Origin of the sequence: Ilumatobacter sp., from assembly GCF_039969435.1 — a bacterium.
Classification (GTDB): Bacteria; Actinomycetota; Acidimicrobiia; order Acidimicrobiales; family Ilumatobacteraceae; genus Ilumatobacter_A.
In genome coordinates this window covers 230,974-256,733 of sequence record NZ_JBDVNU010000009.1, presented here as the reverse complement: position 1 = coordinate 256,733, position 25,760 = coordinate 230,974, and the positions used below count along the sequence as shown (strand labels likewise).

Genomic DNA, 25,760 nt, shown 5'->3' with positions numbered 1-25,760 from the left:
ACAGGTGGGCGACTTGTCGATCGATCTCAACGGATCGATTTCGTCGAGGAGGTCAATGTCGAACGGTTCGTCATCGCCACCCGATTGTCTTACAAACGAATACCTTTGTCGATCCCCGTCTTGGGGCGGCTCGCTGGGTTCACTCACTGGCGGCTCCGCTTCATGCGGTCGCCGATCGCGTTCGAGACCTCGCGGTCACGTGCCTCGGATGCCTTGAGGTACCGCAGCGATGCGTCGCTGGTGGAGTGCCCCATGCGCGCCATGACTTCACGAAGCGACGCTCCAGCCGACGCAGCCTCGGTGCCGGCGAGGTGACGCAGGTCGTGGAAGCGGACACCGTCGAGTCCGGCTTCGGTTCGGGCCCGTCGCCAGTACGGAGCGAAGTAGCGATTCAGCAGTGGCCTGCCCTTCAGCGACGTGAAGACCAAGGACTTCGGCCCGCCTTCGCCGAACTGGTCGATGTGGCTGCTGAGCCGCTCGATGATCTCGTCGGGGACGATGACGGTGCGGTACGCGCTGTCGCTCTTCGGTGGACCGATCTGCGGTCCACTTCCCTTCTGGAAGGCAAGAGCTTGTTCGACCCGAAGTGCCGACTCGTGGGTGTCGATGTGTCCGACGGTGAGGCCCGACAGTTCCCCGAAGCGGAGGCCGGATGCAGCGGCGGTCCAGACCAATGCCTCGAACCGCGGGTTGATGGCGGCGGCGAGCCGTTCGACATCGCCCCAGTCGAGCAGGGGCCGCTCGATCGAACTCTCCTTTGCCGCACCTTTGATGTGTGCGGGGTTCGACGGGATCAGTTCGTCGTCGACCGCAGTTCCGAGGATGGTTCGGAGTTGTCGATAGACCTTCGAGACAGTATTCGGATGAAGTCCTAACTTGGCGAGCGTGGCATGCCACGCTCGGACATCGGCTGGCTTGATCGAGTTCAACGGAGCGTCGGCGAAGGTTGCGAGAATGTGCTTCATCTGCGACTCGTACGTCTCTCGAGTGCGTGGTCGGAGTTGGCGCTGGTCGAGCCACTCGGCGGCGTAGTCGGCGAAGCGCACCCGGCCCGTGTCGGGGTCGACCCACGTGCCACGGTTGAGGTCTGTTTCGACTGACGCGAGGTAGATCTTGGCCTCGGCCTTCGTCGCGTAGGTGGTCTTCCCTGGCACGAGCCGACCGAGGTGCCGATACCTCACTTGAAAGCGGCCGCTCGGCAGCTTCCGGATGCTCCCGAACGCTCTGGTGTTGCCCATGGTTGTCTCCTGTGTACCTTCGTGCATGGCACGCTGGTGGCACGACGAGCCCGTCGGCGAGGTAGGTTCAGAGTACCCGAGGACTGAGAAACAGTCAATGAGCTGGTCTTATCCAGCTATGAGACTTGGAGCGGATGACGGGAATCGAACCCGCGTTCTCAGCTTGGGAAGCTGATGTTCTACCATTGAACTACATCCGCGAAGGCCACCGACGATAGCCGGAGGACACGCCGACCAGCCACTCGACCCGTCGTTTCCTCCCGGAGCGTGGGACGTCGGATGATGGTCCGACGACACATCGGGCCGCAGGCCGGTGCGACGTCGCCGATCGCTCCAGCGTCGGCTGAGTCGTCACTCCGGTCGGCCCACCGATGCCCCTGCGGATGGTTCGCACACCCAGAGTCGAGCGGTGTGCCCGTCGAAGTCGTAGCGGTCGAGTACGTCGACGGTGAACGCCTCGACGTCGTCGCAGCCGACGAGCGCGACGGCGCAGCCTGCGAACCCGCCGCCGGTCATCCGAGCCCCGAGGCAGCCGGGCGCGTCACGGGCGACGTCGACGATCACGTCGAGACCTGGACCGGACACCTCGAAGTCGTCGCGCAGCGAGTCGTGGCTGAGGTTCATCAACGTGCCGGCGCCGGCGAGGTCACCAGCGGCAAACCGTTCGACGGCGACCAGGACGCGTTCGTTCTCGGTGACCACGTGGCGGGCGCGACGTCGGTCGGTCTCGTCGGTGATCCGGGCGAGATCGGCGAAGGTTGCATCGCGGAGCGCATCGAGGCCGAGTCGGCGGGCGGCACGTTCGCACGACGACCGGCGGTCGTCGTAGGCGACGTCGGCCAACACGCGCCGGGTGTCGGTGTCCATCACGACGATCGCAGCGTCGCTCGGGATCGGGGTCGGGGTGAGGCTCAGTGTCCGGCAGTCCATGAGGCCGGCGTGGCCCTCGACGGCGCCGGCGGAGATGTACTGATCCATGATCCCGCTCTGCAGCCCGACCACTTCGTTCTCGACGCGTTGACCGAGACGGGCGACCTCGATCGGAGACCAGTCGAGTCCGGCCCGGTGGAGCAGTGCGTTGATCGCTGCGACCTCGAGCGCTGCCGACGACGACAGGCCGGCACCGGTCGGGATGTCGGTCTCGATCGTCGCCGACCAACCGCGAGCTGCGATGCCGTCGGCTTCGAGCAGTTCGACGACGCCGACGAGGTGGCGCGCCCACCCGGGCACGTCGTCGTCGTCGCTGCCGGTGATCTCGAGTTCACCGAAGCCGACGGAGTGGATGCGGACCACGCCCGTCCCCGTGTCGCCCGTCGTCGCGAAGGCGATGGCGGTGTCGAAGGGCAGTGCCATGGGGAGCGCGAAGCCGTCGCTGTAGTCGGTGTGGTCGCCGATCAGATTGACGCGACCCGGCGCTCTCGACAGCACGTCCGGTTCATCCCAGAGTCCCCGGAAGGTGTCGATGGCGCGTCGGATCGCGGTGCCCTGTACCACCGGCTCCACGTGACGAGTCGGCGACGTGGACGCCGGGACCACGTGTGGAGCGGGCGAACGATCAGGGTTCACGAGCACGATGTCGGCGCGGGGAGCCCGGCGAAGCGATCGACGATCCAGTCGGTGACCTGGTCGGCGCCTTCGAAGCCGGTGCTGACGTGGTCGACACCGGGAAGTGCCAGCACCTCGACGGTCTCGCCGTCTGCGCACCGTTCGTCGGCGAAGCGTTGCGTGAGCGCCGGGTCGACGATGGTGTCGGCCCCGCCCTGGACGAGCAGCATCGGCACGCCGGTCGGCGCGCCGCCCGGCGTGTTGTCGCGCACGATCGACGCCCACGGCTCGACTTCCCAGGGCGGCACCCGCAGGAACGTCACGCCGAGCAGCGCGGCATCGGGCACGCGGGTGAGGATCTGGCGGAGGTCCGTCACGCAGATCTCCGCGATCTCCTCGACGGCCTCGCGGGCCGAGGGGGTGACGACCTGCTCGAGATCCAGTTCGTAGACATCGGCCCACGCCTTCAACGCCATCGAGATGAGGATCTTGCCGACGGGCGTGGCGAGATTGAACTCGAACAGCTCGACGAGGTCCGGCACCGGACCGCCCGCAGCGACGCCGACCAGATCGAGCTCGGAGGCGTAACTCGCAGCGAGCTGACCGGTGAACAGCGATGAATGGCCGCCCTGGGAGTGACCCCACACCGCGAACCGGTCGGTGGCATCGGCTTCGGGGAGCAGGCGGGCGGCGCGAACGGCGTCGAGGGCGTTCATCGCCTCGACGTCGCCGACGAGATAGGGGTGACGTGACGATGTTCCCAGTCCCTGATAGTCGGTTGCCGCGACCACGTAGCCGGCAGCGACGAGTTGGGGCAGGGCTTCCATCACCGCAGCGGGCTCGTCGAGCAACGACGGTGCACACCCCGGGTCGACCCCGGTCGTGCCGTGGGTGAACGCAACCACGTCGCGCCCGCCGCTCGGCGCCGGTGCGGTGGGCACCACGATCAGTCCGCTGACCGCCCGTCGGTCACCATCGAATCCGGTCGACGTGTACATGACCCGGAAGGTCCGAGCGTCAGGTGTGATGGTGTCGATCTCCTCGGAGCGCACGATCGTTCCGAGCGGGCCGTCCGGCACCTCGTCGGGCTGCTCGTAGAAGGCGTCGGGTTCGTTCGGGCCGACACGGTTGACGGCGGCGCTGATCACGGTCGCTCCCGCCAGCAAACCGAACGCGGCGACCGCGCCGACGAGCCGCCAGCGCGACGGCGCGGTCGTCGCATCCGCGGTCCGATCGTCGGACGTCGCGACACGACGATCGCGCCGGGCCGACAGCCCGCTCCACACCGCCACGAGCCCCACGACGACGGTGCGTACGCCGAACACGATGGCCAACACGAGCAGCGTCACCGCCGGCCACGCGACCGCCAGGACGCCGCCGAGAACGTTCGTGATCCCGGCGAGGAGCTGGACCGCCCGATCGTCACCGCGGCGAGCGAGTGCGTCACCGATCCGGACCAACCCTCCCACGACGATGACGCCGCCGACGGCGAGGGCGATGCCGTACAGGGTGAGGCTCGTGACGACGAACACCACGAGCCCGGTCACCACCCAGGACGCCCCGACCACACGGGCGAGCGCGGGTCGTCGAGCGGTCGACGACGAGGCGATCTCCGCGACCCCGGACAACAGCATTCCCGCGGCGATCAGCCAGCGCAGCGTCGCCTCGGAGCGGAACGGCGCCGCCACCAACCACACCCCGAGCCCGATGCAGACGACGCCGAGAAGAACGGCGATCCACCACCTCGTGCGGTGCTCGAGGGAGCGATTCACCCACCCCAACCGTCGTCTGAAGCCCCCGTCGACGCTCGTCATCCGGGGAGGCTACAGGCCCGCACATGGCCGGGATCGACGCACGTTCGCGTCATCGGGTGATTCCGCCCGGGTCGGCTGGCTCGAGCGTCGACCATCGGCGACACTGGTGCGATGCGCGACACGCCGGCGCTGAATCGCAGGGCGCGAGGGGCGATCACCCTCGCGGTCATCGCCGTGCTGGTTTCCCCGGTGGCGTTCGACCGGGACAGCTTTCCGCTGTCGACGTACCCCATGTACTCGAGCTCGCGAGGATCGGAATCGACGCTCGTCACCGCGCAGGGTGTCACGGCCGACGGCTCGACCCGCGAACTCAGCCCGACGTTGATCGGCGACAGCGACGATCCGTTGGTCGTGGTCGGTCGACTCCGTGCCGCGCTGTCGGCAGGACGCGGAGACGTGCGCTGCACCGAGATCGCGGAGCGGGTCGAGGCGAGGACCTCGTACGTCGACGTCGTCGTCATCGAGATCGTCAGCGAACGTCACGACACGGTCGCGCGAACGCTCGGGGAGGACAGCCTGGTCGAGCGCGAGGTCCGCTCGTCGTGCGAGGTGTCGCGGACATGAGCCGCATCCTCGACGCCACGGCGCCGGCGACGCGTCTCGCCGCTCTGCGCATCGTCGTCGGAACCTTCGTCGTCGTGTACCTCGTCGGGCGACTGCCGGTCTTCCTCGCGCTCGGCGATCGTCCGGCCGCCGACTTCGACGGAGTCGGCGTGCTCGCTCCGCTCGGTTCGCCACCGTCGGCCGGGGTCCTCACAGCCGTGGCCGCTGCAGCGTTCGTGAGTGGCATCGCATCGACGCTCGGGTGGAGGTACCGACCGAACGCGGTCGTGTTCGCAGTGGCGATGCTGTTCCTCACGACTCTGCGAGGGTCGTGGGGGCAGCTGCTCCATTTCGAGAACCTGATGGTGCTGCAACTCGTCGTGCTCGCGGCGTCGCCCGCAGCCGAGGCGTGGTCGCTGGATGCGCGCCGCGCGGCGATGTGGGACGGACCCGAGGAAGGTGCGGACTCCGCGCGCTACGGCTGGCCGCTCGCCGTCGTCGGCCTCGTCACCATCACGACCTACGTCGTCACCGGGATCGCGAAGTTGCGCTACGGGGGACTCGGCTGGATGTCGGGCGACACGTTGCAGAACCACATCGCGTACACGGCGGCGCGTCTCGATCTCCTCGGAGGCAACCCGGCCGTGTTCGCCGAGTTCGCCGTGCGTCAGGCCTGGATCCTCGGACCGCTCGCGGCAGGAGCGGTGATCGTGGAGCTGTCGGCACCTGTCGTGTTGCTGGGTCGTCGCTGTCGGAACATCTGGGTGATCGCGGCGTGGCTGATGCACGTCGGGATCTTCCTCACGATGGCGATCGGCTTTCCGTCGCCGCTGTTCGGCGTGGCGTTCGCTCCGTTCTTCGCCCTCGAACGCGCGCCTGCGTGGCTGCGACGGCGTGTCGCACGGGATCGGCCGGCGCTGTCGCGATGAACGGTCGCGACATCAACTTCCCGGAGTGATCGCCGTCTCCCCGAATCGTGCGAGGCGCTCCATTCCGCTCGCACCACCGAAGAAGAAAGCCGGAACCATCACCCGGCCGACGCCGAGTTCGGACATGATCTCCACACCGGCCACGGGATCCTTCATGTGGGCACCGAACATCGCATTGATCTCGATGCTCTCCGGATCGCGCCCGGCGTCCTCTGCTCCCTGGCGAACCCGAGCGATCAACGCGCGCAGTCGTTCGGTGTCACCCTCGCCGGGGAAGTAGCCGTCGGCCATCCGTACCGCACGACGGATCGCCACGTCGGAGTCACCGCCGACGAGGATCGGGATCGACTCCTGGATCGGGCGCGGGCTGCACGTGACGGGTGCGAAGTCGACGAACTCGCCGTGGAACTCGGCGTGCGGTCCCGCCCACAGGGCCCGCATCGCGGCGATGTACTCGTCGTTGCGAGCGCCTCGCCGCTCCCACGGGATTCCGAGCGCGTCGAACTCCTCCTTCATCCAGCCGACGCCGAGTCCCAACTCGACCCGCCCGCCCGACACCCGGTCGAGCGTCGCCAGCTCCTTCGCGAGCACGAGGGGGTTGCGTTGGGGCACGATCAGGATGCACGTGCCGAGGCGCAACGTCGGTGCTGCCGCCGCAGCGAATGCCAACCAGATGAGCGGGTCGGGGATCGGCGTCTCGGGTTCGGCCGGGATCTTGCCGTCGGCCGTGTACGGGTAGCTCGAGTCGATCGTGCTCGGCATGATCACGTGCTCGCCGCCCCACAGCGACTCGAACCCCGCCGCCTCGGCGGTCCGACAGATGTCGAACGCCTGCGCCTGCTCGATGCCGATGCTGCTGGCGAATGCGAGTCCGAACTTCATGATTCCTCCGAGCTGTCCGTGCTGGTCGTCCGTGCTGGCCAACGTCGCACCACCGTACGTCGACGGCATCGTGGCGTCGGTGCCGGAGGTGGACGCGACGCGGCACCGGCGCATCAGGCCGCTGCGCTGTGGTCGATGCGCTCGCGGAGCGCGAGACTGGCTGATGGCCTACATCGACCGACATCGAGTCCACGACGCCGATGCCCACATCATGGAACCGCCAACCTGGTTGCGGGATCACGCCGACCCCGACGTGCGGGACCGCATCGCCATCCCCGGCTACGCCAACGAACTGGCACAGACCGGCGAGGCCGGCGTTGCGGCGGTCCTGGACGAGGTGGAGCTCGAGGCGATCTTCGGTCGGCTGACCGATCGGCACCGCAGCGAGGAGTTCATCGCCGACGAGGCGCAGGACGTCATGAACCGGAAGAACTTCGCAGCGACCGGGTCGTACCTCGCCGAGGATCGACCGCGTGTGCTCGACTACATCGGGGTCGACAGCCAGTTGCTGTTCAACACGTTCCACAACTCGCGCCTGTACCAGTGGGAGCATCCCGACGCCGCCGGTCGCATCGACCTCGACCTCGCGTACGGCGCCGCTCGCGCCCACAACCGCGGGATGACCGAGTTCTGTTCCGTCGACCCGCGCCTGCTCGCCACGTGCTACGTCCCGCTCGCCGACTTCGAGCGTGCCGAGGCGATGGCCGCCGAAGCGATCGACATGGGTGCGTCCGCACTGCTCGTCGCATCGGGTTGTCCCGCCGGTCACTCGCCGTCGCACCGATCACTCGATCCGGTGTGGCGACAGGCCGAGGAGGCGGGCATCCCCGTGGTGTTCCACGTCGGGGGCACCGGCGACCTGATCGACCCGAACTACTTCCACAACGGGCTCCCGATCCCGCCCGACTTCCACGGCGGCGAGGAGAACTTCCGCTCGGTCGACTACATGTCGATCCCGTTCCCGCCGATGCAGACGTTGGCCACCCTGATCTTCGACGGGGTGTTGGAGCGTCACCCCGACCTCCGGATCGGCGTCATCGAGCAGGGTTGCATCTGGCTGCCGAGTTGGTTGAAGCAGATGGAGTCGGCGATGGATGCCTTCGGGCGACACGAGGAGCGACTGCGCGACCTGTCGATGACCCCGGGCGAGTACGTCGAACGTCAGGTGCGGGTCACTCCCTATCCCACCGAGGACATCGGTTGGGTCACCGATCAGATCGGTCCGAACATCTTGTTGTTCAACACCGACTACCCGCACGTGGAAGGGGGCCGCCGACCGTTCGAACGGTTCGAGCGCAGCCTCGGCGACCGCTCCGACGTCGTGCGCGACCGCTTCTACGCCGACAACTTCGTCGACCTCATGGGGTCTGCCGTCGGAGCACTCGTCTGAGCCCGTACGCCGTGCCCGGTCGGACGCGACACCCGGCCGCTCGATGAGCAGGGTCGAGTCGGCACCGCCGGAGGAGCGCGAACTGGGCGGACGCGATGCATGGCTCGCCGTGGTCGTGGCGACCGTCGTGTTCCTGCTCGTCGTGATCGACGTCTCGGCCGTCAACGTCGCCTTCCCGTCGATCCGCGACGACTTCGACGTGTCGGAGGCGACGCTGGGGTGGATCATCTCGGGCTACAACGTCACCCTCGCCGCGCTTCTCCTCGTGGCGGGCCGCTACGCCGACAGCTTCGGCCGCAAACGGTTGTTCATCCCCGGGGTGGCGATCTTCCTCGTCGGGTCGGCTCTCAGTGCGCTCGCGCCGAGTGTCGGTTTCCTGATCGCGGCCAGGGTCGTGCAGGGCATCGGTGGCGCGATCATCTCGCCGACTGCAATCGCCGTCGTCCTGCCGGACTTCCCCGCGAACAAACGCTCGACCATCATCGGCATCACGGGTGCCACGGGAGCGCTCGGCGCGGTGGTCGGCCCCGCCCTCGGTGCCTTCCTGACCGATGTCTGGTCGTGGCGCGGGATCTTCTGGATCAACGTGCCGATCGGGATCGTCGTCCTCGTTCTCGCACCGAGGCTGTTGCGCGAGTCCAAGAACCCGGCGGCGACGGGCAAGATCGATCTCGTCGGGGTCCCGATCGGGACGGCCGGGATCGGTCTGGTGATGTTCGCGATCGTCCGCTCCGAGGAATGGGGTGTCGCGGACTGGCGCGTCCTCGCACTCGCCGCATCCGGTGCCACGATGGTGTGGCTCCTCGTGCGTCGATCGCGAGGTCACTCCGAACCGCTGCTCGATCTCGACCTGTTCACGCTGCGGTCGTTCGCGAGCACCAATGCCGGTCTCTTCCTCTACTCGATGGCGTTCACCTCCGGCTTCCTCATCAACTCGCTGCTGCTCCAGGAGTTGTGGGGCCAGTCACTCGCGGTCGTCGGCACGTCGCTCGTGATCGCGCCTCTCGTGGCCACCGTGGTCTCACCGATCGCCGGTCGTTACGCCGACCGCATCGGCCATCGCTGGATCCTCGCCGCGGGGAGCACGCTCAACGCATGCGTCTATCTCGTCTACGCGGTCGTGCTCGACGAGAGTCCCTCGGTCTGGACCGTGTTCGTGCCGATCAGCCTGTTCGCAGGTGCCGGCATCGGGGCCACGATCGCCACGTGGTCGAGCGCCGGGCTGTCGGACGTCAACCCTGCTCAGTTCGGAACGGCGAACGCCACCGTGAGAACGACGCAGCAGGTCGGCTATGCGTTGGGCATCTCCGTCACCGTCGCGATCCTGGCCGACGTGTCGAACTCGGCGAACATCGGCGACTTCCGCTGGGCGTGGCTGTTCGTCGGCGGTTCGTATCTCACCTCCGCAGCGATGATCGCCGCGACCTTCCCGGGTGGCAACAGCGAACAACGACTGGCCTGAGCGTTCGACTCCGTCGTCCGTCGTCCGGGAAGGCGGGAGCGCCGAGCGGTAGCGTCCCGGGCGTGATCCTGTCGGACCGGACCCTTCGCGAACAGATCGAGGCAGGGCGCATCGTGATCGACCCGCTCGACGACTCGCTCATCCAGCCGTCCTCGATCGACGTACGCATCTCCCACCTCTTCCGTGTCTTCCGAAATCACTCGCGTGGCGTGATCGACGTCAAGGAGGACATGCAGAACGTGACCGAGCCGATCGAGATGCCGGTCGGAGACGACGGCATCGGTGACGAGCCGTTCATGCTGCACCCCGGCGAGTTCGTGCTCGGCTCGACATACGAGCGCATCGCCGTGCCGAACGACCTCGTCGGGCGTGTGGAAGGCAAGTCCTCGCTCGGGCGTCTCGGTCTGTTGATCCACTCGACCGCCGGCTTCATCGACGCCGGCTTCGACGGCCACATCACCCTCGAACTCGCGAACGTCGCCAGCCTGCCGATCACCCTCTACCCGGGGATGAAGATCGGTCAGGTCAGCTTCATGCAGATGACGGCGCCGGCCGATCATCCGTACGGGTCGGGCGCCAAGGGCAGCAAGTACCAGGGCCAGCAGGGACCCACCCCGTCGCGCTACTTCGAGAACTTCGACTGACCAACGAGACGTGACGAGGTGCCGGGCACGTCGTCACGACCTCGCAGGGCGGCCCGGAGGGCGATCTCGACGATCAGGCCCGTGGGATGGTTGTCGTCCAGGCGCAACGACCCGCCGGATGCGTGAGCGATGCCCGACGCGATCGCGAGGCCGAGCCCCGTTCCGGGCGTCGCGTTGTCCGCCCTCCAGAAGCGCGTGACCGCCTTGACCTTCTGGTCGTCGTCGAGACCGCGGCCCTCGTCTGCGACGAGCACGTGCCAGGCAGCCCCGTCCACACCGGCACCCTCGTCGTCGACGGCGCGGACGCTCACCGTCACGGTGGAGCCGGGCGGTGACGCGGCGAGCGCGTTGTCGATCACGTTGTCCAGGATCTGCTCGACACCGCCCGACGGAGCGAGGGCGTCGACCGGACCCGACGGCACATCGGCCACCAGATGGACTCCGACCAGGTCGGCCGTGGCGGTCCAGGTGTCGACCCGGTCGCGCACCAGGTCTGCGAGTCGGATCACCACGTTGTCGGACGAGCGTTCGGCCGTCGCCAACTGCAGCAGGTCGTCGACGAGGACGCCCAGACGTTCCACCTCCGCGATGGCCGACCCGACCTGACGGGCCGAGCCGGCGTCCACGTTCGACTCCAGGTTGTCGAGTTGGAGTCGCAGCGCGGTGAGTGGTGTCCGCAACTGGTGCGAGGCATCGGCGACGAAGGACCGTTGGCGGTCGATCAGTTCGTCGAGCCGGACCGCCATCTCGTTCATCGCTCGCTGCAGCGCTGCGAGCTCCGGTGGGGCCCGCGCGTCGATCTCGTCGGGCGACAGGTCGCCACCGGAGAACCGGTCCGCCGCCGCCTGGAGCCGTCGGACCGGCCGCGTCACCGATCGAGCGATCGCCGAACCCACGCCCGCGATGACGAGCAGGATCACGAGACCGACAGAGGCGAGACCGATCCAGAAGCGGTGGACGCGTTCGTTGACCTCGTGCGTATCGAGGGTGAGGCGGACGGCTCCGTGCACCGTCCCGCCAGAGGCGACCGGGACGGCGACGTAGAGCAGGTCCGTGTCGAGGGAGTCCGAGCGGCGGACCCCGGTCGCGCGTCGACCCTCGAGTGCGATCTGGATCTCCGGTCGTGTCGACAGGTCCCGTGGCGTGGACGCGTCGGTGTCGATGATGGAGATTCCGGCATCGTTCACGACGACGACCCGGGTGTTCGTCCGATCGCCGTAGTCGTCGGCCGTGGCCGGATCGACCGGGCGGTCCTGCTCGACCTCGTCCTCGTAGATCGTGGCGAGGACGGTGGCGTCCCGCTCGACGGCAGAGGTCAACCGGTCGATCTCGCGCTGTCGGAAGAACACGGCCAGCGGCACCTCGAGGAGGACGAGCACCACGATCGTCACGGCGAGGTAGCTGAGGACCAGCCGTCGGGTCACGGCGAGCCGTCGGCTCGCCGGCCGTCGTCACCGTCGTCGGCCAGGCCGAATCCCACGCCGCGGACGGTTCGGATGCGGTCGGCGCCGATCTTCTTGCGAAGCGAGGCCACGTGGACGTCGAGCGTCTTCGTCGACCCCCACCAGTTCTCGTCCCAGACCCGGCGGATGATCTCCTCGCGGTGCAGGATGGCGCCGGCGTCGGACGCGAGGTAGGCGATCAGGTCGTACTCCTTCGGCGTCAGGGAGACCTCGGAACCGTCGACCTCGACCCGGCGTCTGCGGGCGTCGATCTGCAGCCATCCGAGATCGATCGTGTCGATCTTCCCGGCGTCGGCAGAGGTGTCGGCACCCACGGTCGTGCGGCGCAGCACGGCGCCGATCCGGGCGACCAGTTCACGGAAGCCGAAGGGCTTGACGACGTAGTCGTCGGCACCGATCTCGAGCAGTGAGACGCGATCGATCTCGTCACCACGGGCCGTCACCACGATGATCGGAACGGCCGACGCTGCGCGCAGCTCGCGACACACGACGCGCCCGTCGAGGTCCGGCAGCCCCAGGTCGAGCAGCACGAGATCGCCGGGTTCGGCCGCGAGCGCAGCAGCGCCGGTCGCCACGTGTTGCACGGTGAATCCCTCTCGGACCAGTCCGGCGCACAACGCATCGGCGATCGACGGATCGTCCTCGACGACGAGCAACTGCACGACGACAGCTTCGCGCGACCGCGACCGCACGGGGTGTGGCGCCGGCGATCTTTGCCGTCCGCTAACCCTGGGCTGCCGGAGCGCTGGAACCCCGATCCGTACCTTGGCGTTCGTACACACCGCCGTCCGCCCACCGCGACGGCCAGTGAAAGGACCACCACCATGCATCGAAGGACCGGATATGTCACCGCAGGAGCCCTGGTCGGTGTCCTCGCGGCCGGATCGGTCGCCGTCGCCGCGAACATCGGCATCCTGACCGCTGCCGACCAGAGCCCGTTGGGAGAACTGCCGGCAGTCGTTGCCGCAGGGCCCGCCACGACCGCCGAGGCGACCGTTGTCGACGTGTACGTCGAGACGCCGACGACGAGCACCCCGACCACGACGAGCGCTCCGGCCACGACGAACGCCCCGGCCACGACCGTCGACGACGGGGTGCAGCAGTTCGTCGTCGCCGACGCGGGCACCATCGACATCGGATCCCTCGGCGACGCACTGCGGGTCGTGGAGGTCGACGCCACCGACGGATGGACCTGGACGTTGGAACAGACCTCGCCCTCGGCGCTCGACGTCCGTCTCGTCCGCGAGGAGATCACCTACGTCCTCCACGCCGAACTCGCGGCGGACGGCTCGATCGTCGCCTCTGTCGAGCAGCCGATCGTCGAGGTCGTGCAGGCGCCACCTGCTCCGACGCCGGGCTCCGTCGCACCGGCGCCGGGTGGCAACGTGAGCGAACACGACGAGGACGACCACTCCGAGGACGACGACCACTCCGAGGACGACGACGACCACGAGGACGACGAGGACGAGGACGAGGACGAGGACGACGATCACGACTACGACGGGGCGGAGGACGATGACTGACCGACCGACCGCCGTGGCAGCGTTCGAGCCACCCACGCCCGGCCCGTCCACGACCGAAATGCCTGCGAGCGGGATGCCCGCGACCGGCACGTCGTCGATCAGCGACGCGCAGCAGCAACGCCTCGATCGACTCCACGCTCGGCGCTCGAGCACCGGGTCGATCGCGTCGACGACGACCGCTCGCCCGACCCGACGGCTCCGCCCTCGACGGCGCGCTCACCCCGCCCGGGCGAGCCGCATCGCAGCAGCCGGAATCGGCGCCAGTGCGATGCTCGGCATCGTTGCGCTGCTGGGTGTCCGCAGCGCCGCAGCGACTCCCGACACCCCATCCGACGTCGGGACGGGCTCCCCCGGCGTGACCCCCGCTCCGTCGCCGGCGGCACCGGTCGCGCCGGCGATCACGGTGATCGTCCACCTGGTCCCGTCGGCCGATCCGGCGTCGAGCGGAGACGTCGCGAGTCCCGATGTCGGCGACCCGGACGTCGCGATCCCCGGGGTGTCCTCGACCGCAGACTCGACCACGGACTCGACCGCCGACTCGACCGGCGTCGACGGAACTGCGCCGCCTGCACCGACGGACTCCGACGCACCGGTGATCCTCGAGGTGACGCCCGTCGTCCGCACCGTCACGGTGCCCGCTCCCGCCTCTGCGTCGACTCCGGCGTCGCAGGCCCCCGCCGCCGCCCCCGCCCCGGCTCCCGCAGCGACGACCAGTGGCAGTCACTGAGATCCGCCTCCGGGCCATGGCGAGTGACGTGCTCGTCCTGCTCGTCGAGCCGACCCCCGATGCCGTGGCATCGATCGCCGATCGTCTCGCCACACTCGAGCAGCGGTGGAGCCGGTTCGTCGACACCAGTGACATCTCCCGACTGAACCGTTGCGGCGGCGCTTGGACAGAGGTCGGCACCGACACGACGCGTCTGCTCCGGGTGATGCAGGCGGCGCACGAGATCACCGCTGGTGCCTACGACCCGACGTTCCTCCATCTCCTGTTGACGGCGGGGTACTCGACCAGCATCGATGACGCCGACCGGATCAGCGTCGTCGTCGATCGGCGCGACGCCTCACTGAGCATCCACGACCTGCAGATCGATTCCGTCCGACACCGGGTGAGGGCGCCGGCCGGGCTCTCCGTCGATCCGGGAGGCATCGGCAAGGGATTCGCCGCCGATCTCGTCGTCACCGAACTGATCGGACGCGGGACCGCCGGTGCGTTGGTCTCCATCGGGGGCGACATCGCTGCGGCGGGGACGCCACCGTCCGGGGACGGATGGATCGTCCACGTCGACGACCCGCACGACCCGGGCACCCACCTCACGTCGTTGTCGGTCTCGGGCGGAGGCATTGCCACGTCCAGTACCCGGTCGCGGCGGTGGACGACCGGCGGTCAGGAGCGCCATCACGTCATCGATCCGATCACGGGAGACCTCTCCGACACCGACCTCGCCGCGGTCACCGTGATCGCACCCTCGGGTTGGCTCGCCGAGGCGCACGCGACGGCGGCGATCGTCGCCGGCTCCAGCGGTGCGATCGACCATCTCGAACGACACCACCTGTCGGGCGTGGTCGTGGACGCTGCCGGTGCGTGGACCACGACACCGGATCTCGCCGACGATCTCGCCGCTGCGTGCACCGATGTGCGGCCGGATGAGCGGGTGGCGTCGTGAGCGCCCAGTTCTGGTGGTACGTCTCACGCAGTGCGGGAATCGTCGCCTGGCTGTTCATCACGGCCTCGGTGATCTGGGGCATCGTGCTGTCCACGGACCTCTTCGCCCGTCGCCGTCGGCCGGCATGGTTGCTCGACCTCCACCGGGGCCTCGGCGCTCTGAGCATCGTCTCGCTCGGCATCCATCTCGCGGCTCTGGTCGCCGACAACTTCGTCCACTTCGACCTGATCGACCTCGTGGTCCCCTTCGCGAGCGAGTGGAAGACGTGGCAAGTGGCGCTCGGGGTGTTCGCCTTCTGGGGTCTCGTCGTCGTCGAGGCGACCTCGCTGCTGATGCGCCGGCTCCCTCGACGGCTCTGGCACACCATCCACCTGACGAGTTACGCCACCTTCTTCGTCGGGAGCCTCCACGGGACCTTCGCCGGCACCGACGCGACCAGCACGATGTACGTGGCGACGTCGATCTCCACGACCGCCGTCCTCGTTCTCGCGATCTGCTACCGGATCCTCACCCGGGGCCGGGCACGCGTCCCTCGCAGGCACCTGCGCACGCCGTCCGACGTCGTGCGTCCCGACGAGGCCGATTCCGAACACGCCCGTCCGGATGCGGTCCATGCCGGCATCGAGTCGGCTCGTCGGACGTCACGAGGAACGATCGACCCGCTCCTCTGAGCGCGCGTTCGCGACCAGTTCACGGCGCAGTTCGTGCAGGCGGTCGGTGATCGACACGTGATACCGGTGCGGGTTGACCAGGCGCCGGACACCGACGTCGAGTCGCTCGATGTCGGACTCGCAACGCAGAGCCAGGAGGTCCATCGACTCCGCCGGACCGTGCGTGACGAGGCCCTGGAGTTCTTCGATGTGGGAGATGTCGTCGCGGCGGATGATCTGGGCGATGCCGCTCTGCGTCGGGTGGTGGACGGTGATCGAATCGGTCGGGAACGGCTCCTCGTCGGCCAGCCCGATGAGGTCGACGATGGCGGCACCGCGTTGGTCGTAGAGGCGCCACACCGACTTGCGCGCCGGCAGCGGCACCTTGCCCGGATCCTCGGAGATCTTGATCGCCGGTGTCCACTCGCCGTCGTCGCCCTCGATGCCGACCAGCTTGTACACGCCGTTCAGCGCGCTCGACCCGTGCGAGGTGATCAGTCGCGTGCCGACTCCGTACACCAGACGCTTGCGGATCGGGGCCGGGTCGATCCCGAGCCGATCGGCGTCGTCTCCGATCTGGGTCAGGATCTGCCAGATCGTCAACTCGTCGAGATCCGACGACAGGACGATCGACACGTCCGGGTAGCCGGCCTCGTCGAGCAGCTTCGCGGTCTGCACGGCGAGGTACGCGAGGTCGCCCGAATCGAGCCGAACGCCCATCGGTTCGTGACCGGCGGCGCGCAGTTCGTCGAAGACGACGATCGCGTTCGGAACGCCCGACCCGAGGGTGTCGACCGTGTCGACGAGGAGGATGCACTCGTCGGGTGCGTTCAGCGCCATGGCGCGGAACGCACCGAGTTCGCCGTGCCCGAGTGCCATGTACGCCTGCACGAGTGCGTGGGCGTGGGTTCCGATCGGCTGTCGTCCGAGAGCGATGGCCGCCTCGACGTTCGACGTCGACGCGCAGCCACCGATCAGCGCAGCACGAATCCCCTCGTTCACACCGGTGGCGGGTCCGCGTCGCATCCCGAACTCGAGCACCCGACCGCCGCGGGCACTCTGCACGACGCGTGCGGCCTTGGTGGCGATCAACGTCGGGTAGTTCATGTGGTTCAGCAGTGACGTCTCCAGCAGCTGACACACCGCGAGCGGACCGGTCACCGAGATGACGGGCACGTGGGGGTGTACGACGCGGCCTTCGGCGACCGCTCGGATCTCGATGCCTGCGAACCGGTCGGGCTCACGCAGCCAGTCGAGGAACTCCGCGCCGAACACCGGCGTGCCCGTCGGCGACTTCATCGCTGACAGGGCCTGCACGTGGGCATCGGTGATGTGGATGTGCGCGAGCCAGTCGAGGAGCGGACCGAGCCCCGCACTGACGCAGAAGCCGGCCTGGTGGGTCCCGTAGTCCGGGGTGGATCGGAAGAAGTAGTCGAACTGCGAGCGACGCTCGGAGATGCCCTGCGTGACGTACACCTGGGCCATCGCCAGTTCGTACATGTCGGTGAACAACGGTCCGCGCGTGGCGGTCCACCGCTCGACGATCTCGGGCCCGAGCGCCGTCACGTCGGCGCGCCGATCACGACGACGTCGGCGGCGTGCAACTGGTCGAGGACTCGGGTCGTGGTGTCGTCGTCGCTCGCGACGGGTCGTGCTGCGTCCCACAGTACGACGGTCTCGAATCCGGAGGAGGCGGCACTGGTGGCGGTGGCGGCCACGCACACGTCGGTCGCGAGACCGCAGACGACGACCCGTGTGACCCCGCGTTCGCGCAGGAGTCCGGCGAGCCCGGTCGGGATGTCGACGTCGCCACCCGGCTCGCGCATCGCGAACGCCGAGTAGCCGTCCTCTCCGTTGGTGCCCTTGCGGATCACGGCCGCGGCCCGACGGTTCGGGTCGACACCGTCCAACAGTTCGGCACCCCACGTCCCTGCGACGCAGTGGACGGGCCACACGCCGCCGTCGTCGACGAAGTGAGGGGTGACCGACGGGTGCCAGTCCTGCGTGAGCACGACGACGCCTCCGCCGGCCACGGTGCGTTCGATCTCGTCGTTGATCGCTCCGACGATGCCGGGGGCGCCCTCGACGAACAGCGAACCGTCGGGGTGCCCGAAGTCGTTCTGCATGTCGACCACCACGAGAGCGGTGTCGGCACCGGAGTTCGGGGCCACGGCGGAGGCCTGGTCCCAGTTCTCGGCGGGGGTGGGCGTGCGGGTCGCGAACTGCTCGTCGGTCACGGCTCGGAGCCTATTGCGACGTCGGGTCGGACGAATCCCGCGACCGAGTCGGCAGCGCGCCTGTCACGACCGGAGTTCGTCGGGCTGCTCCCAGTCGCTGCCGAGCACGTGCTGGGCCAGGAAGGCGAAGATCGTGGCGTACCAGGCGCGCGAGTTGTTCGGCGACAGGATCCAGTGGTTCTCGTCGGGGAAGTACAGGAAACGATGTGGCGTGACGCCGTTCTCGTCGGCGGAGTGGCGGACGAGCTCGTACCAGAGCCGCAATCCTTCGCCGATCGGGACCCGGTAGTCGTGGTCGCCGTGGACGACGAGCATCGGCGTCGAGATGGCGTCGAGATGGTGGTGCGGCGAGTTCGCCTCGGTCATCTCGGCGGTCATCTCGCGTGCCCAGTAGTAGGCGGCGTCCGTCGTCGGTCCGAACTGGTCGAGCGCCCACAGGCTGGCGTGGGTGACGATCGCGTCGAAGCGGTCGGTGTGGCCTGCGACCCAGTTGGCCATGTAGCCACCGAACGACCCACCCATCGCTGCGGTGCGCGACGCGTCGATGTCGTCGCGCTCGACCGTTGCGTCCGTGAGACGCATCAGATCGGTGAACGGTGCGTCACCCCATGCACCCCACCCACGCTGGATGAAGTCGCGGCCGTAGCCGGTCGACAGCGCCGGGTCGGGGAGCAGCACCGCATAGCCGCGGGCGACGGCGGTCCACGGGTTCCAACGCCACGACCAGGCGTTCCACGAGTTGAGCGGACCACCGTGGATCCACAACAGCAGAGGCGCCGGAGCGTCGGGTGACGCGACGTGCGGGAGGGCCAACCACGCCCGCAGGCTCGTTCCGTCGTCGGCCGTGGCGGTGACCTCGACGAGATGCCCCGGGAGTTCCGGCGAGGAGACGGGCGACGGAATCCTCGTGACGGCGCCGTCGCTGAGGGAGATCCGCACGGGGTGAGGCGGCTCTCCGACGGTTGCTCTCAGAGCGAAGATCGTGCCGCCGTCGGGTGACACCCGATGGTCGGAGTACGTCGCGTCGTCGGTGGTGATGCGGCGACGTTCACCCGATTCGACGTCGACCAGGTACAGGGGACCCCTCCCGCCCTCGTCGACCGACACGACGAGACCCTTCCCGTCGGGAGTCCAGCGCAGGTCGGTCGGCCAGAGGTCCCAGTCGTCCGCGACGGTGCGCAGGTCGCTCCCGTCGATCGCAACGAGCGCGATGCCGACGTCGGGGGAGCGTTCGGGGGTGGATCGGTCGGAACCGATCATTGCCACCGTCGAGCCGTCGGGGCTGAGCCGTGGCGACTCGTATTCGCGGTCGGGGTCGTCGGCGATGAGCGTCCGCTCGCACGTCTCGGTGTCGATGCGCACCACGGCGGCTCGCTCGCTCGCCGCGGTCTCGGGAACGATCCAGTCGCTCACGACCACCGAGCCGTCCGCCGACACCTCGAAGCTCGCGTCGTCGCCGATCGCTCCCGACACGTGGCCGGTCAGGTCACGCAGTGCCAGTCGGGCGTCGGCACCGTCGGCCGAGACCGACGGTCGCACGGGGTCGGCGGTGTACAACCGATCGGCGACCGGGCCCAGGTCGTGGTCCCAGTTGCGCACCGGGTAGCGGTCGTGCAGGATCGCCGACACCTTCGACTCCGAGCGGCCCTTCGCCGTGCGGTCGTCGGATCGGGGATGGTCCGTTGCGGTCGAGGCGAACGTGGGGGCGGTGAGGAACGTCGCGCCCGTGTCCGCCGCCACGACCACGTCACCGATGCCACCCGAGCGGCTCAGGATGCAGCGCGCCTCTCCGGAACGTGGGAGCAACCACAGTGCCGCCGAATCGTCCTCTGCACCGGACGCTCCCGACCCGTCCGCTGCGTCAGGTTCGTCGTCGGAGTCGTCGGCGTTCGTGGACTTCGGGGTCGCGGGAACGGGGCGCTTGGCGGTGAAGAGCAACTCTCCGTCGGGCGTGAACGCCGCCACCGACTCACTCGTGGAGCCGCGTGTGAGACGGCGCGGCTCGCCGGTCGCGCTGGGATCGAGTTCCCACAGCGAGGCGACGTAGCCCGTCCCCTCGGCGTTCAGGGTCTGCACGGACACGACGAGGCGCTCGCCGTCGGGGGACGTCTGCAACCCGCCGATGCGGGGGCTGGCCACGAAGGCGTCGAGGTCCTGGAAGAGCGAGCCGGTCATGGCCCCATCTCTACCAGGCCGACTCGCGGTCGGCCAGTCGGTTTCCCCGGTCGGTCAGGCGCCCGCGACGGGGGTGTTCTTCTCGACATCGACGAACGGGGTGTTGGCCGCGTGGAACTCGGCCTCGCCGGCTTCGAGTGCATCGACGAGGTGGATCGCGATGTCGGCGACCTTGACCTGATCGTCCTCGACCCCCGCACCCTTCACGCCGTCGTCCATCATGATGTAGCAGAACGGGCAGGCGGTGGCGACGCGTGACGCTCCCGTCGAGAGGGCTTCGGCGGCCCGCTCGTCGTTCACCTTCGTGCCCGTGGTCTCCTCCATCCACATGCGCGCCCCTCCGGCGCCGCAGCACATTCCCTTCGTGCCGTTGCGCTGCATCTCGACGACTTCGACGCCCTTGATCGACGCGACGATCTTGCGAGGCGCGACGTAGACGTCGTTGTGGCGACCGAGGTAGCACGAGTCGTGGTAGGTGATCCGCTCGTCGAGCGACGCCTGGCTCACGTCGAGTTGCCCCGAGTCGATGAGCTGTTCGAGGAGCTGTGTGTGGTGCACGACCTCGTAGTTGCCGCCGATCTGCGGATACTCGTTGAGGAGTGTGTTGAAGCAGTGCGGGCACTGCGTGATGATCTTCTTCACGCCCATGCCGTTGAGCATCTCGACGTTGGGTTGGGCGAGCATCTGGAACAGGTACTCGTTGCCGGACCGACGAGCAGAGTCGCCGGTGCACATCTCCGACGGTCCGAGGATCGACACGTCGATGCCGGCCCGACGGAGCAGGTTCGCCATGGCCTGGGTGACCTTCTTGTTCTTGTCGTCGAACGAACCGGCGCAACCGACCCAGTACAGGTACTCGGACTGCAGCGCCTCGCCCGGGTCGACGATCGACACGCCGTCGATGCCCTCGGCCCAGTCGGCGCGCTCGCCCTGGTTGAGCCCCCACGGGTTGCCCTGGTTCTCCATCGCCCGGTAGGCGTTGCCCAGTTCCGCGGGGAAGTTCGACTCCATCAGCGACAGGTAGCGCCGCATGTCGAAGATCTTGTCGGTGATCTCGATGTTGACCGGGCAGATCTCGTCACATGCCTTGCAGGTGGTACAGGCCCACAGTTCCTCGGCGGTGATCCGCTCGAACAGCGAGTTGGCCGTGACCCTGACCTCGGGCACGGTGCCGAGCGGCGGCGACACGGCGGGCGTGCCGGTGGCGGCCATCACTTCGCCCGCCTTCAGCACGATCTCGCGCGGGTCGAGCGGCTTGCCGGTGGCGTGCGCGGGGCACACGGACGTGCAGCGACCACACATGGTGCAGGCGTCGAGGTCGAGCAACTGTTTCCAGGTGAAGTCCTCCACGACCGAGGCGCCGAACGATTCGAGTTCGGTCTCCATCAGGTTCGGCATCGGGCGCATCGCGCCCTTCGGACGGTCCTTGTCCTTGAGGTACATGTTGATCGGCGACGTGAACATGTGGCGCAGCATCGTGATCGGCAGGATCGCGAGGAACACGATGAAGCTCACCACGTGGGCGACCCACCACCACTGGTGCCACGTCTCGAGTGCTCCCGTACCCATTCCGTCGACGAGGGTCGAGAGCGGGTATCCGACGTAGCTCCAGCGTTCGTAGTCGACGTCGCGGGTCTGACCCTCGAGGGCGATGCGGAACATCTCGGCGCCGAAGCCGGAGACGCCGAGCACGAAGAACGTGCCGAGGATGACGGCGTGCTCGGGCTTGGACTTGATGCGGATGCGGTACGGCCGCTGGATGTAGCGCCGGCCGATCGCCCACACCACGCCGCCGAGGAAGATCAGGCCGACGGTGTCGCCGAAGGCGACGTAGCCGCGGTAGACGTCGCCGTGGAGGAACTTGAGTGCCGGCGGCAACTGGTGGTCGATCTCGAGCACGGTGGTCACACCGAGCAGCCCGAGGAATCCGAAGTAGATCATCGAGTGCATGAGGCCGGCACCGGCATCGCGCAACAGCGTCTGCATGTAGACGCCGGCGCGGAAGTCCTTCAGTCGCTGGGCGGCGTTCTTGGTGGTGGTCCGGCGTTGGGCGGGGGCACCACGCTCCCAGTTCTTCATCCGGTTCGCGAACATGACGGCGACCCACACGAGCAGCACCGGGATGATCGTGTAGAACGCGATCTGGAGCGGGCCCGGGATGTTGACGAACACCGTGCGGTGCACGGCGTTGTCGTTCTCCCACCCGGTGATCTGGGGGATGATGCCCGAGATCACCGTGAAGATCGCGATGGCGGTGAACAGGACGAGCGCCAGCTGGTGCGGTTTGACCCGCGCCCCGGGAGCGGCGTCGGCTGTTTCGGGGGGTGCTTGGGCAGTGCTACTCATGCGGCCCCAAAGCTACCCGCGGGTCACTCCCGCGGTCACAACCCTTCGGGTGGAGTGCGGCCGTCGCCACCGGCCGCGGGGTGCTCAGCTCCGCGAGTAGGCGATTCCGTGGAGGAAGAACTCGGACGCGGCGTGGAGGGGATTGTCGGCGGCGTCGAGGTGACCGAACCCGAGCGTCGCTCCGAACGGTGCGTTCCAGAACTCGGCAGGGCCCGGGCGTTCGTCCCCCCACGGACCGACGTACAGGTACGGCTCCTGGTGGCCGTCGTCACCGGCGGATGCGCCGAGGTTGACCCGGGCACCCGGCCGCGCGGGCGCGCCGACATCGAGGTCGACGCCGACGTCGAAGTGTTCCGGCCACAGCCGCACGACCGACGCTCGCGGGTCGGGGAGAGACGCGATCGCGATGTCCATCGCCCGTTGACCCAGCGCCCACCAGTCGCCGAGCACCGTGGTGGTGTCGGAGTCGAGGACGATCATCTGGTCGGCGTCGCCGAGCGGCGGGGTGTCCTCACCGACGGAGAACTCGAGGCTCACGTCGAGGCTCATCCGCTCGCACAGCTCGCGCACGGTGGAACCGGCGACCGTGTACACGTCGGTACGAGCGGTCGACGTGCCGTCGGGATCCGCTTCGATCTGCTCGACGAACACCGAACCGCCGGCCATCCGCACGCGCTGGCGGTCGGGGCCGAACTGCGGGGTGCCGAACCCGCCGGGAAGCGGCATCAGGGCGAAGTTGCCGGTGACCTCGGCCTGCGCCCGGGCGATCACGTGTGTCGCGACACGTCGCAGCGTCTCGCGTTGTGTGGGCCAGTCGTCCGGAAGTTGCACGAAGTTCACGGCGATCCGATCCGGGTCAGCCGTAGTAGGCGCGGTCGAGCTCGCGGATGCGCCCGGCGAGGCTGGCGAGCAGCTTGTAGGCGATGGCCGGGATCTCCTCGACCACACCGAGGAACCGACGCTGGTCGATCACGAGCAGGGTGCACTCGGTGTCGCACACGACGGTGGCGGTGCGGGGACCCTTGTCGAGCAACGACATCTCACCGACGACGCTGCCCGGGCCGAGGGTGGCGACCTTGCGGTTGTTCCGCTTCACGGTCACGTCACCCTCGACGATGATGAACGCCTCTCGACCGGTCTGGCCCTGGTCGATGATCATCGTCCCGGCGGTCATCGTGATCTCGTCGCCCGCTCGGGCGACCTTCTCCAGTTCCTTCTTCGAGCAGGCGCTGAAGAGCGCCACCTTGGAGAGGCTGTCGAGGTGCTGCTTCTTGCTGGCCATGGGCGATCACACTACGCGCGTTCGTCGGTGCCCCCGGATCAACGAGGGATCGGACGTCGGCTCGACCCGACATCGGGCCGGACATCAGGCCGGACATCGGGCCGGTGTCAGGCCGGTGTGAGGTAGGCGACGTAGCGCGGGCCGGCGGCTCGCAGTGCGGCCAGTTCGTCGAGTGCCTCGACGCTGGCGCCGCGCCGTGCGAGTTCCGCACGGGAATCGTCGTCGTCGACGACGTTCGGATTCGGCGTCGCTTCGACACCGACGCTCGCGACGATTTCACCCCACAGGTCGTCGGCCCGTTCCCGTTGGGTCGCGGTGAGCGGGTCGTGGGTCGCCACGATCGCGCCGCCCGGTGGTGCGGGGAAGCCGGCCTTCGCGTCGTCGTCGCCGATCACGTCGATGATCATGTCGACGTCGGACGGGTCGGCGTAGTGCCACGAGTCGTACGCGTCGGGTCGGCCCCGGTCGGCGTACACCTCGTAGCCGGAGCGGTCGAGCGCCACGAACACGCCCGTGGGGATGTAGCCGATCGTGAATGCGTCGGCATAGCGGTAGAGGTAGCTGGCGTCGGGATCGAGGCGAGCGTCGAGTTGTTCCTCGAGGTCGGCGGCCACGATCGAGTAGTCGGCGTTCGGCGCCTCGACGTCGAGCGCCCGGACGCCGAGCAGGAGGGCGAGGCAACCGGCGACGACGAGGAGCGTCCGCGGTGTCACAGCTTCCGAATCGGTTCGGGAGTGGCGGAGCAGGGCGAGCCCCGACGTGAGGACCGACATCCAGAGAACGGCGCCGATCACCCACCACCACCGGAACAGGTAGTCGAACGGATAGCCGGCGACCCTCGTGGTGGTGACGACTCCGAGGACGGCGGCGACGGTGGCGATCACGGCGAGACGGACCGCGGACCCGGCGCGACGCCTCGCGGCACCGAACGCGAGTCCGACGACGAGCACGATCACGGCGACGGCTCCGAACGGGAAGCCGCTCGGATCGAGGTCCGTGAACTCGCGTCCGGTCACCCACGCGCCGGGGAAACCGATCTCGAAGTCGACGATGTCGACGGCGAGGCGCCACGACACGCTCGGCTCGGGAGGCGACGATGCGTAGCGGGCGAAGAGGGTGATGTTGCCGGGGTCGCGGATCAGTTGCTCGATGGCCACCGGCAGCCACATCGCGACGATGACGACGGCGGTCCAGAGCGCTGACCGGTACCGGTGCAACGGGCGACGCCACCGGGCATCACCGACCGCCTCGGCGGGGACGTGTCCTTCCGGCGGATCGTCGTGGTCGTCGGAGCGTTCGGAACCGTCGACGTCGGCTGCTCGCCTGGTTCGCGGACGCCACGCGAGGACGCACGCGACGGTGACGAGCACGACGACGAAGGGCGCGTAGCCAACGTGCTGCTGCACGACGAACGAGCCGGAGGCTGCGAGGAACGGCAGGACCGCCAGGTCTCGGTCGGCGACCGACCAGAGGAGCAGCAGGAAGACGAAGAACGGCAGGACGGCCGCCCACGGGTTCCACATGCTGACGAGCAGATCGGGGCCCTGGGCCGAGGCGAGGATCATCGCGACGACAGCGGTCGCCGCGGCGATCGGTGCCCCACCGCGTCGTCGACCGACGACGACGGCCCCGACGAGCGACGCGAGGTTGAGGAGCCCCGTGCCGACCAGGGTGCCGGTCGGCCCGAGCACCCATGCGAACGGAGCGAGGACGTAGAACTGGATCGGGCCCGGATGGTTCCATCCCCACCGCGACCAGACGCCGGTCAACGGCGTGCGCGTCGTGCCGACCTCGCTGATCTGCAGGGTCTGCAAGGCGAGGTCACCGGCGGGTGTCCACGAGCGTCCGGCGACGGCGACCACTGCGACGAGGACCGGGAACGCGACGATCCACATCGCCCACGGCCGTGCGGGCACCTCGCCGAGTGCGTCGCTCTCGGCCTCCCGACTCATCATCGGGAGGCTACGCGG

22 protein-coding genes and 1 tRNA gene are annotated in these 25,760 nt (G+C 68.5%); 9 read left to right on the top strand and 14 right to left on the bottom strand.

Features of this window, described 5'->3' with window-relative positions:
* Window positions 1–143 precede the first annotated feature (143 nt).
* The 4 genes from ABJK40_RS05310 to ABJK40_RS05295 form a co-directional block, all read right to left on the bottom strand.
* Window positions 144–1,154, bottom strand: a complete 1,011-nt coding sequence (locus ABJK40_RS05310; RefSeq protein ID WP_348482726.1) for a site-specific integrase — start codon at window positions 1,152–1,154, stop codon at window positions 144–146.
* Window positions 1,155–1,364: 210 nt separating this feature from the next.
* Window positions 1,365–1,438, bottom strand: a tRNA-Gly gene (locus ABJK40_RS05305).
* Between the two features lie 151 nt (window positions 1,439–1,589).
* Entirely contained in the window at window positions 1,590–2,741 is a 1,152-nt protein-coding gene (galK, locus tag ABJK40_RS05300; protein ID WP_348510182.1) for a galactokinase, read from the bottom strand.
* A gap of 59 nt (window positions 2,742–2,800) precedes the next feature.
* A complete protein-coding gene (locus ABJK40_RS05295; protein WP_348510181.1) occupies window positions 2,801–4,555 on the bottom strand; it encodes a lipase family protein in 1,755 nt (584 codons plus the stop codon).
* Window positions 4,556–4,708: 153 nt separating this feature from the next.
* Here ABJK40_RS05295 and ABJK40_RS05290 point away from each other — a divergent pair, with 153 nt between their 5' ends.
* The gene (locus ABJK40_RS05290) at window positions 4,709–5,161 is read left to right on the top strand and encodes a hypothetical protein (protein WP_348482724.1); all 453 of its coding nucleotides are present in this window, start codon (window positions 4,709–4,711) and stop codon (window positions 5,159–5,161) included.
* Complete coding sequence (locus tag ABJK40_RS05285) at window positions 5,158–6,069, top strand: HTTM domain-containing protein (protein WP_348482723.1); 912 nt, start codon at window positions 5,158–5,160, stop codon at window positions 6,067–6,069. Before ABJK40_RS05290 ends, ABJK40_RS05285 begins: the two co-directional genes overlap by 4 nt.
* Window positions 6,070–6,081: 12 nt before the next feature.
* Here ABJK40_RS05285 and ABJK40_RS05280 read toward each other — a convergent pair whose 3' ends face one another.
* Window positions 6,082–6,993: an LLM class F420-dependent oxidoreductase gene (locus ABJK40_RS05280; protein WP_348510180.1), complete on the bottom strand. Its 912-nt coding sequence runs from the start codon at window positions 6,991–6,993 to the stop codon at window positions 6,082–6,084.
* A gap of 121 nt (window positions 6,994–7,114) precedes the next feature.
* Between ABJK40_RS05280 and ABJK40_RS05275 the strand changes: the two genes are divergently transcribed.
* The 3 genes from ABJK40_RS05275 to dcd all read left to right on the top strand — a co-directional run bounded on the left by ABJK40_RS05275 (window position 7,115) and on the right by dcd (window position 10,447).
* A complete protein-coding gene (locus ABJK40_RS05275; protein WP_348482721.1) occupies window positions 7,115–8,341 on the top strand; it encodes an amidohydrolase family protein in 1,227 nt (408 codons plus the stop codon).
* 43 nt (window positions 8,342–8,384) lie between these two features.
* A complete protein-coding gene (locus tag ABJK40_RS05270; RefSeq protein ID WP_348482720.1) occupies window positions 8,385–9,803 on the top strand; it encodes an MFS transporter in 1,419 nt (472 codons plus the stop codon).
* A gap of 62 nt (window positions 9,804–9,865) precedes the next feature.
* A complete protein-coding gene (dcd, locus tag ABJK40_RS05265; protein WP_348482719.1) occupies window positions 9,866–10,447 on the top strand; it encodes a dCTP deaminase in 582 nt (193 codons plus the stop codon).
* Here dcd and ABJK40_RS05260 read toward each other — a convergent pair.
* The gene (locus tag ABJK40_RS05260) at window positions 10,426–11,871 is read right to left on the bottom strand and encodes an ATP-binding protein (RefSeq protein ID WP_348482718.1); all 1,446 of its coding nucleotides are present in this window, start codon (window positions 11,869–11,871) and stop codon (window positions 10,426–10,428) included. The two genes, dcd and ABJK40_RS05260, sit on opposite strands and share 22 nt — an antisense overlap.
* Window positions 11,868–12,572 carry a response regulator transcription factor gene (locus ABJK40_RS05255; protein ID WP_348482717.1) on the bottom strand — a complete coding sequence of 235 codons (705 nt, stop codon included), beginning with the start codon at window positions 12,570–12,572 and terminating at the stop codon, window positions 11,868–11,870. The genes ABJK40_RS05260 and ABJK40_RS05255 overlap by 4 nt, the downstream gene beginning before the upstream one ends.
* A gap of 162 nt (window positions 12,573–12,734) precedes the next feature.
* On the opposite strand from ABJK40_RS05255, the gene ABJK40_RS05250 reads away from it, so the two are divergent.
* From ABJK40_RS05250 to ABJK40_RS05235, 4 genes are read left to right on the top strand one after another with little or no spacing between them, the layout of a single operon-like run.
* Complete coding sequence (locus ABJK40_RS05250; protein WP_348482716.1) at window positions 12,735–13,433, top strand: hypothetical protein; 699 nt, start codon at window positions 12,735–12,737, stop codon at window positions 13,431–13,433.
* Window positions 13,426–14,160 carry a hypothetical protein gene (locus tag ABJK40_RS05245; RefSeq protein WP_348482715.1) on the top strand — a complete coding sequence of 245 codons (735 nt, stop codon included), beginning with the start codon at window positions 13,426–13,428 and terminating at the stop codon, window positions 14,158–14,160. Before ABJK40_RS05250 ends, ABJK40_RS05245 begins: the two co-directional genes overlap by 8 nt.
* A complete protein-coding gene (locus tag ABJK40_RS05240) occupies window positions 14,147–15,100 on the top strand; it encodes an FAD:protein FMN transferase (RefSeq protein WP_348482714.1) in 954 nt (317 codons plus the stop codon). The genes ABJK40_RS05245 and ABJK40_RS05240 overlap by 14 nt, the downstream gene beginning before the upstream one ends.
* Window positions 15,097–15,771, top strand: a complete 675-nt coding sequence (locus ABJK40_RS05235) for a hypothetical protein (RefSeq protein WP_348482713.1) — start codon at window positions 15,097–15,099, stop codon at window positions 15,769–15,771. Before ABJK40_RS05240 ends, ABJK40_RS05235 begins: the two co-directional genes overlap by 4 nt.
* On the opposite strand, the gene ABJK40_RS05230 is transcribed toward ABJK40_RS05235, so the two are convergent.
* The 7 genes from ABJK40_RS05230 to ABJK40_RS05200 form a co-directional block, all read right to left on the bottom strand.
* Complete coding sequence (locus tag ABJK40_RS05230) at window positions 15,742–17,316, bottom strand: nicotinate phosphoribosyltransferase (protein ID WP_348482712.1); 1,575 nt, start codon at window positions 17,314–17,316, stop codon at window positions 15,742–15,744. The two genes, ABJK40_RS05235 and ABJK40_RS05230, sit on opposite strands and share 30 nt — an antisense overlap.
* Window positions 17,313–17,987, bottom strand: a complete 675-nt coding sequence (locus ABJK40_RS05225) for an isochorismatase family protein (protein ID WP_348482711.1) — start codon at window positions 17,985–17,987, stop codon at window positions 17,313–17,315. The genes ABJK40_RS05230 and ABJK40_RS05225 overlap by 4 nt, the downstream gene beginning before the upstream one ends.
* A 63-nt stretch (window positions 17,988–18,050) precedes the next feature.
* A complete protein-coding gene (locus tag ABJK40_RS05220; RefSeq protein WP_348482710.1) occupies window positions 18,051–20,162 on the bottom strand; it encodes an alpha/beta fold hydrolase in 2,112 nt (703 codons plus the stop codon).
* Window positions 20,163–20,216: 54 nt separating this feature from the next.
* Window positions 20,217–22,508 (bottom strand): (Fe-S)-binding protein, encoded by a 2,292-nt coding sequence (locus ABJK40_RS05215; protein WP_348482709.1) that lies wholly within the window; start codon window positions 22,506–22,508, stop codon window positions 20,217–20,219.
* A gap of 84 nt (window positions 22,509–22,592) precedes the next feature.
* Window positions 22,593–23,348, bottom strand: a complete 756-nt coding sequence (locus ABJK40_RS05210; RefSeq protein ID WP_348482708.1) for a hypothetical protein — start codon at window positions 23,346–23,348, stop codon at window positions 22,593–22,595.
* A 16-nt stretch (window positions 23,349–23,364) separates the two neighbouring features.
* Window positions 23,365–23,790: a cyclic nucleotide-binding domain-containing protein gene (locus ABJK40_RS05205; protein WP_348482707.1), complete on the bottom strand. Its 426-nt coding sequence runs from the start codon at window positions 23,788–23,790 to the stop codon at window positions 23,365–23,367.
* A gap of 107 nt (window positions 23,791–23,897) precedes the next feature.
* A complete protein-coding gene (locus tag ABJK40_RS05200; RefSeq protein ID WP_348482706.1) occupies window positions 23,898–25,742 on the bottom strand; it encodes a hypothetical protein in 1,845 nt (614 codons plus the stop codon).
* Between the last annotated feature and the right edge of the window lie 18 nt (window positions 25,743–25,760).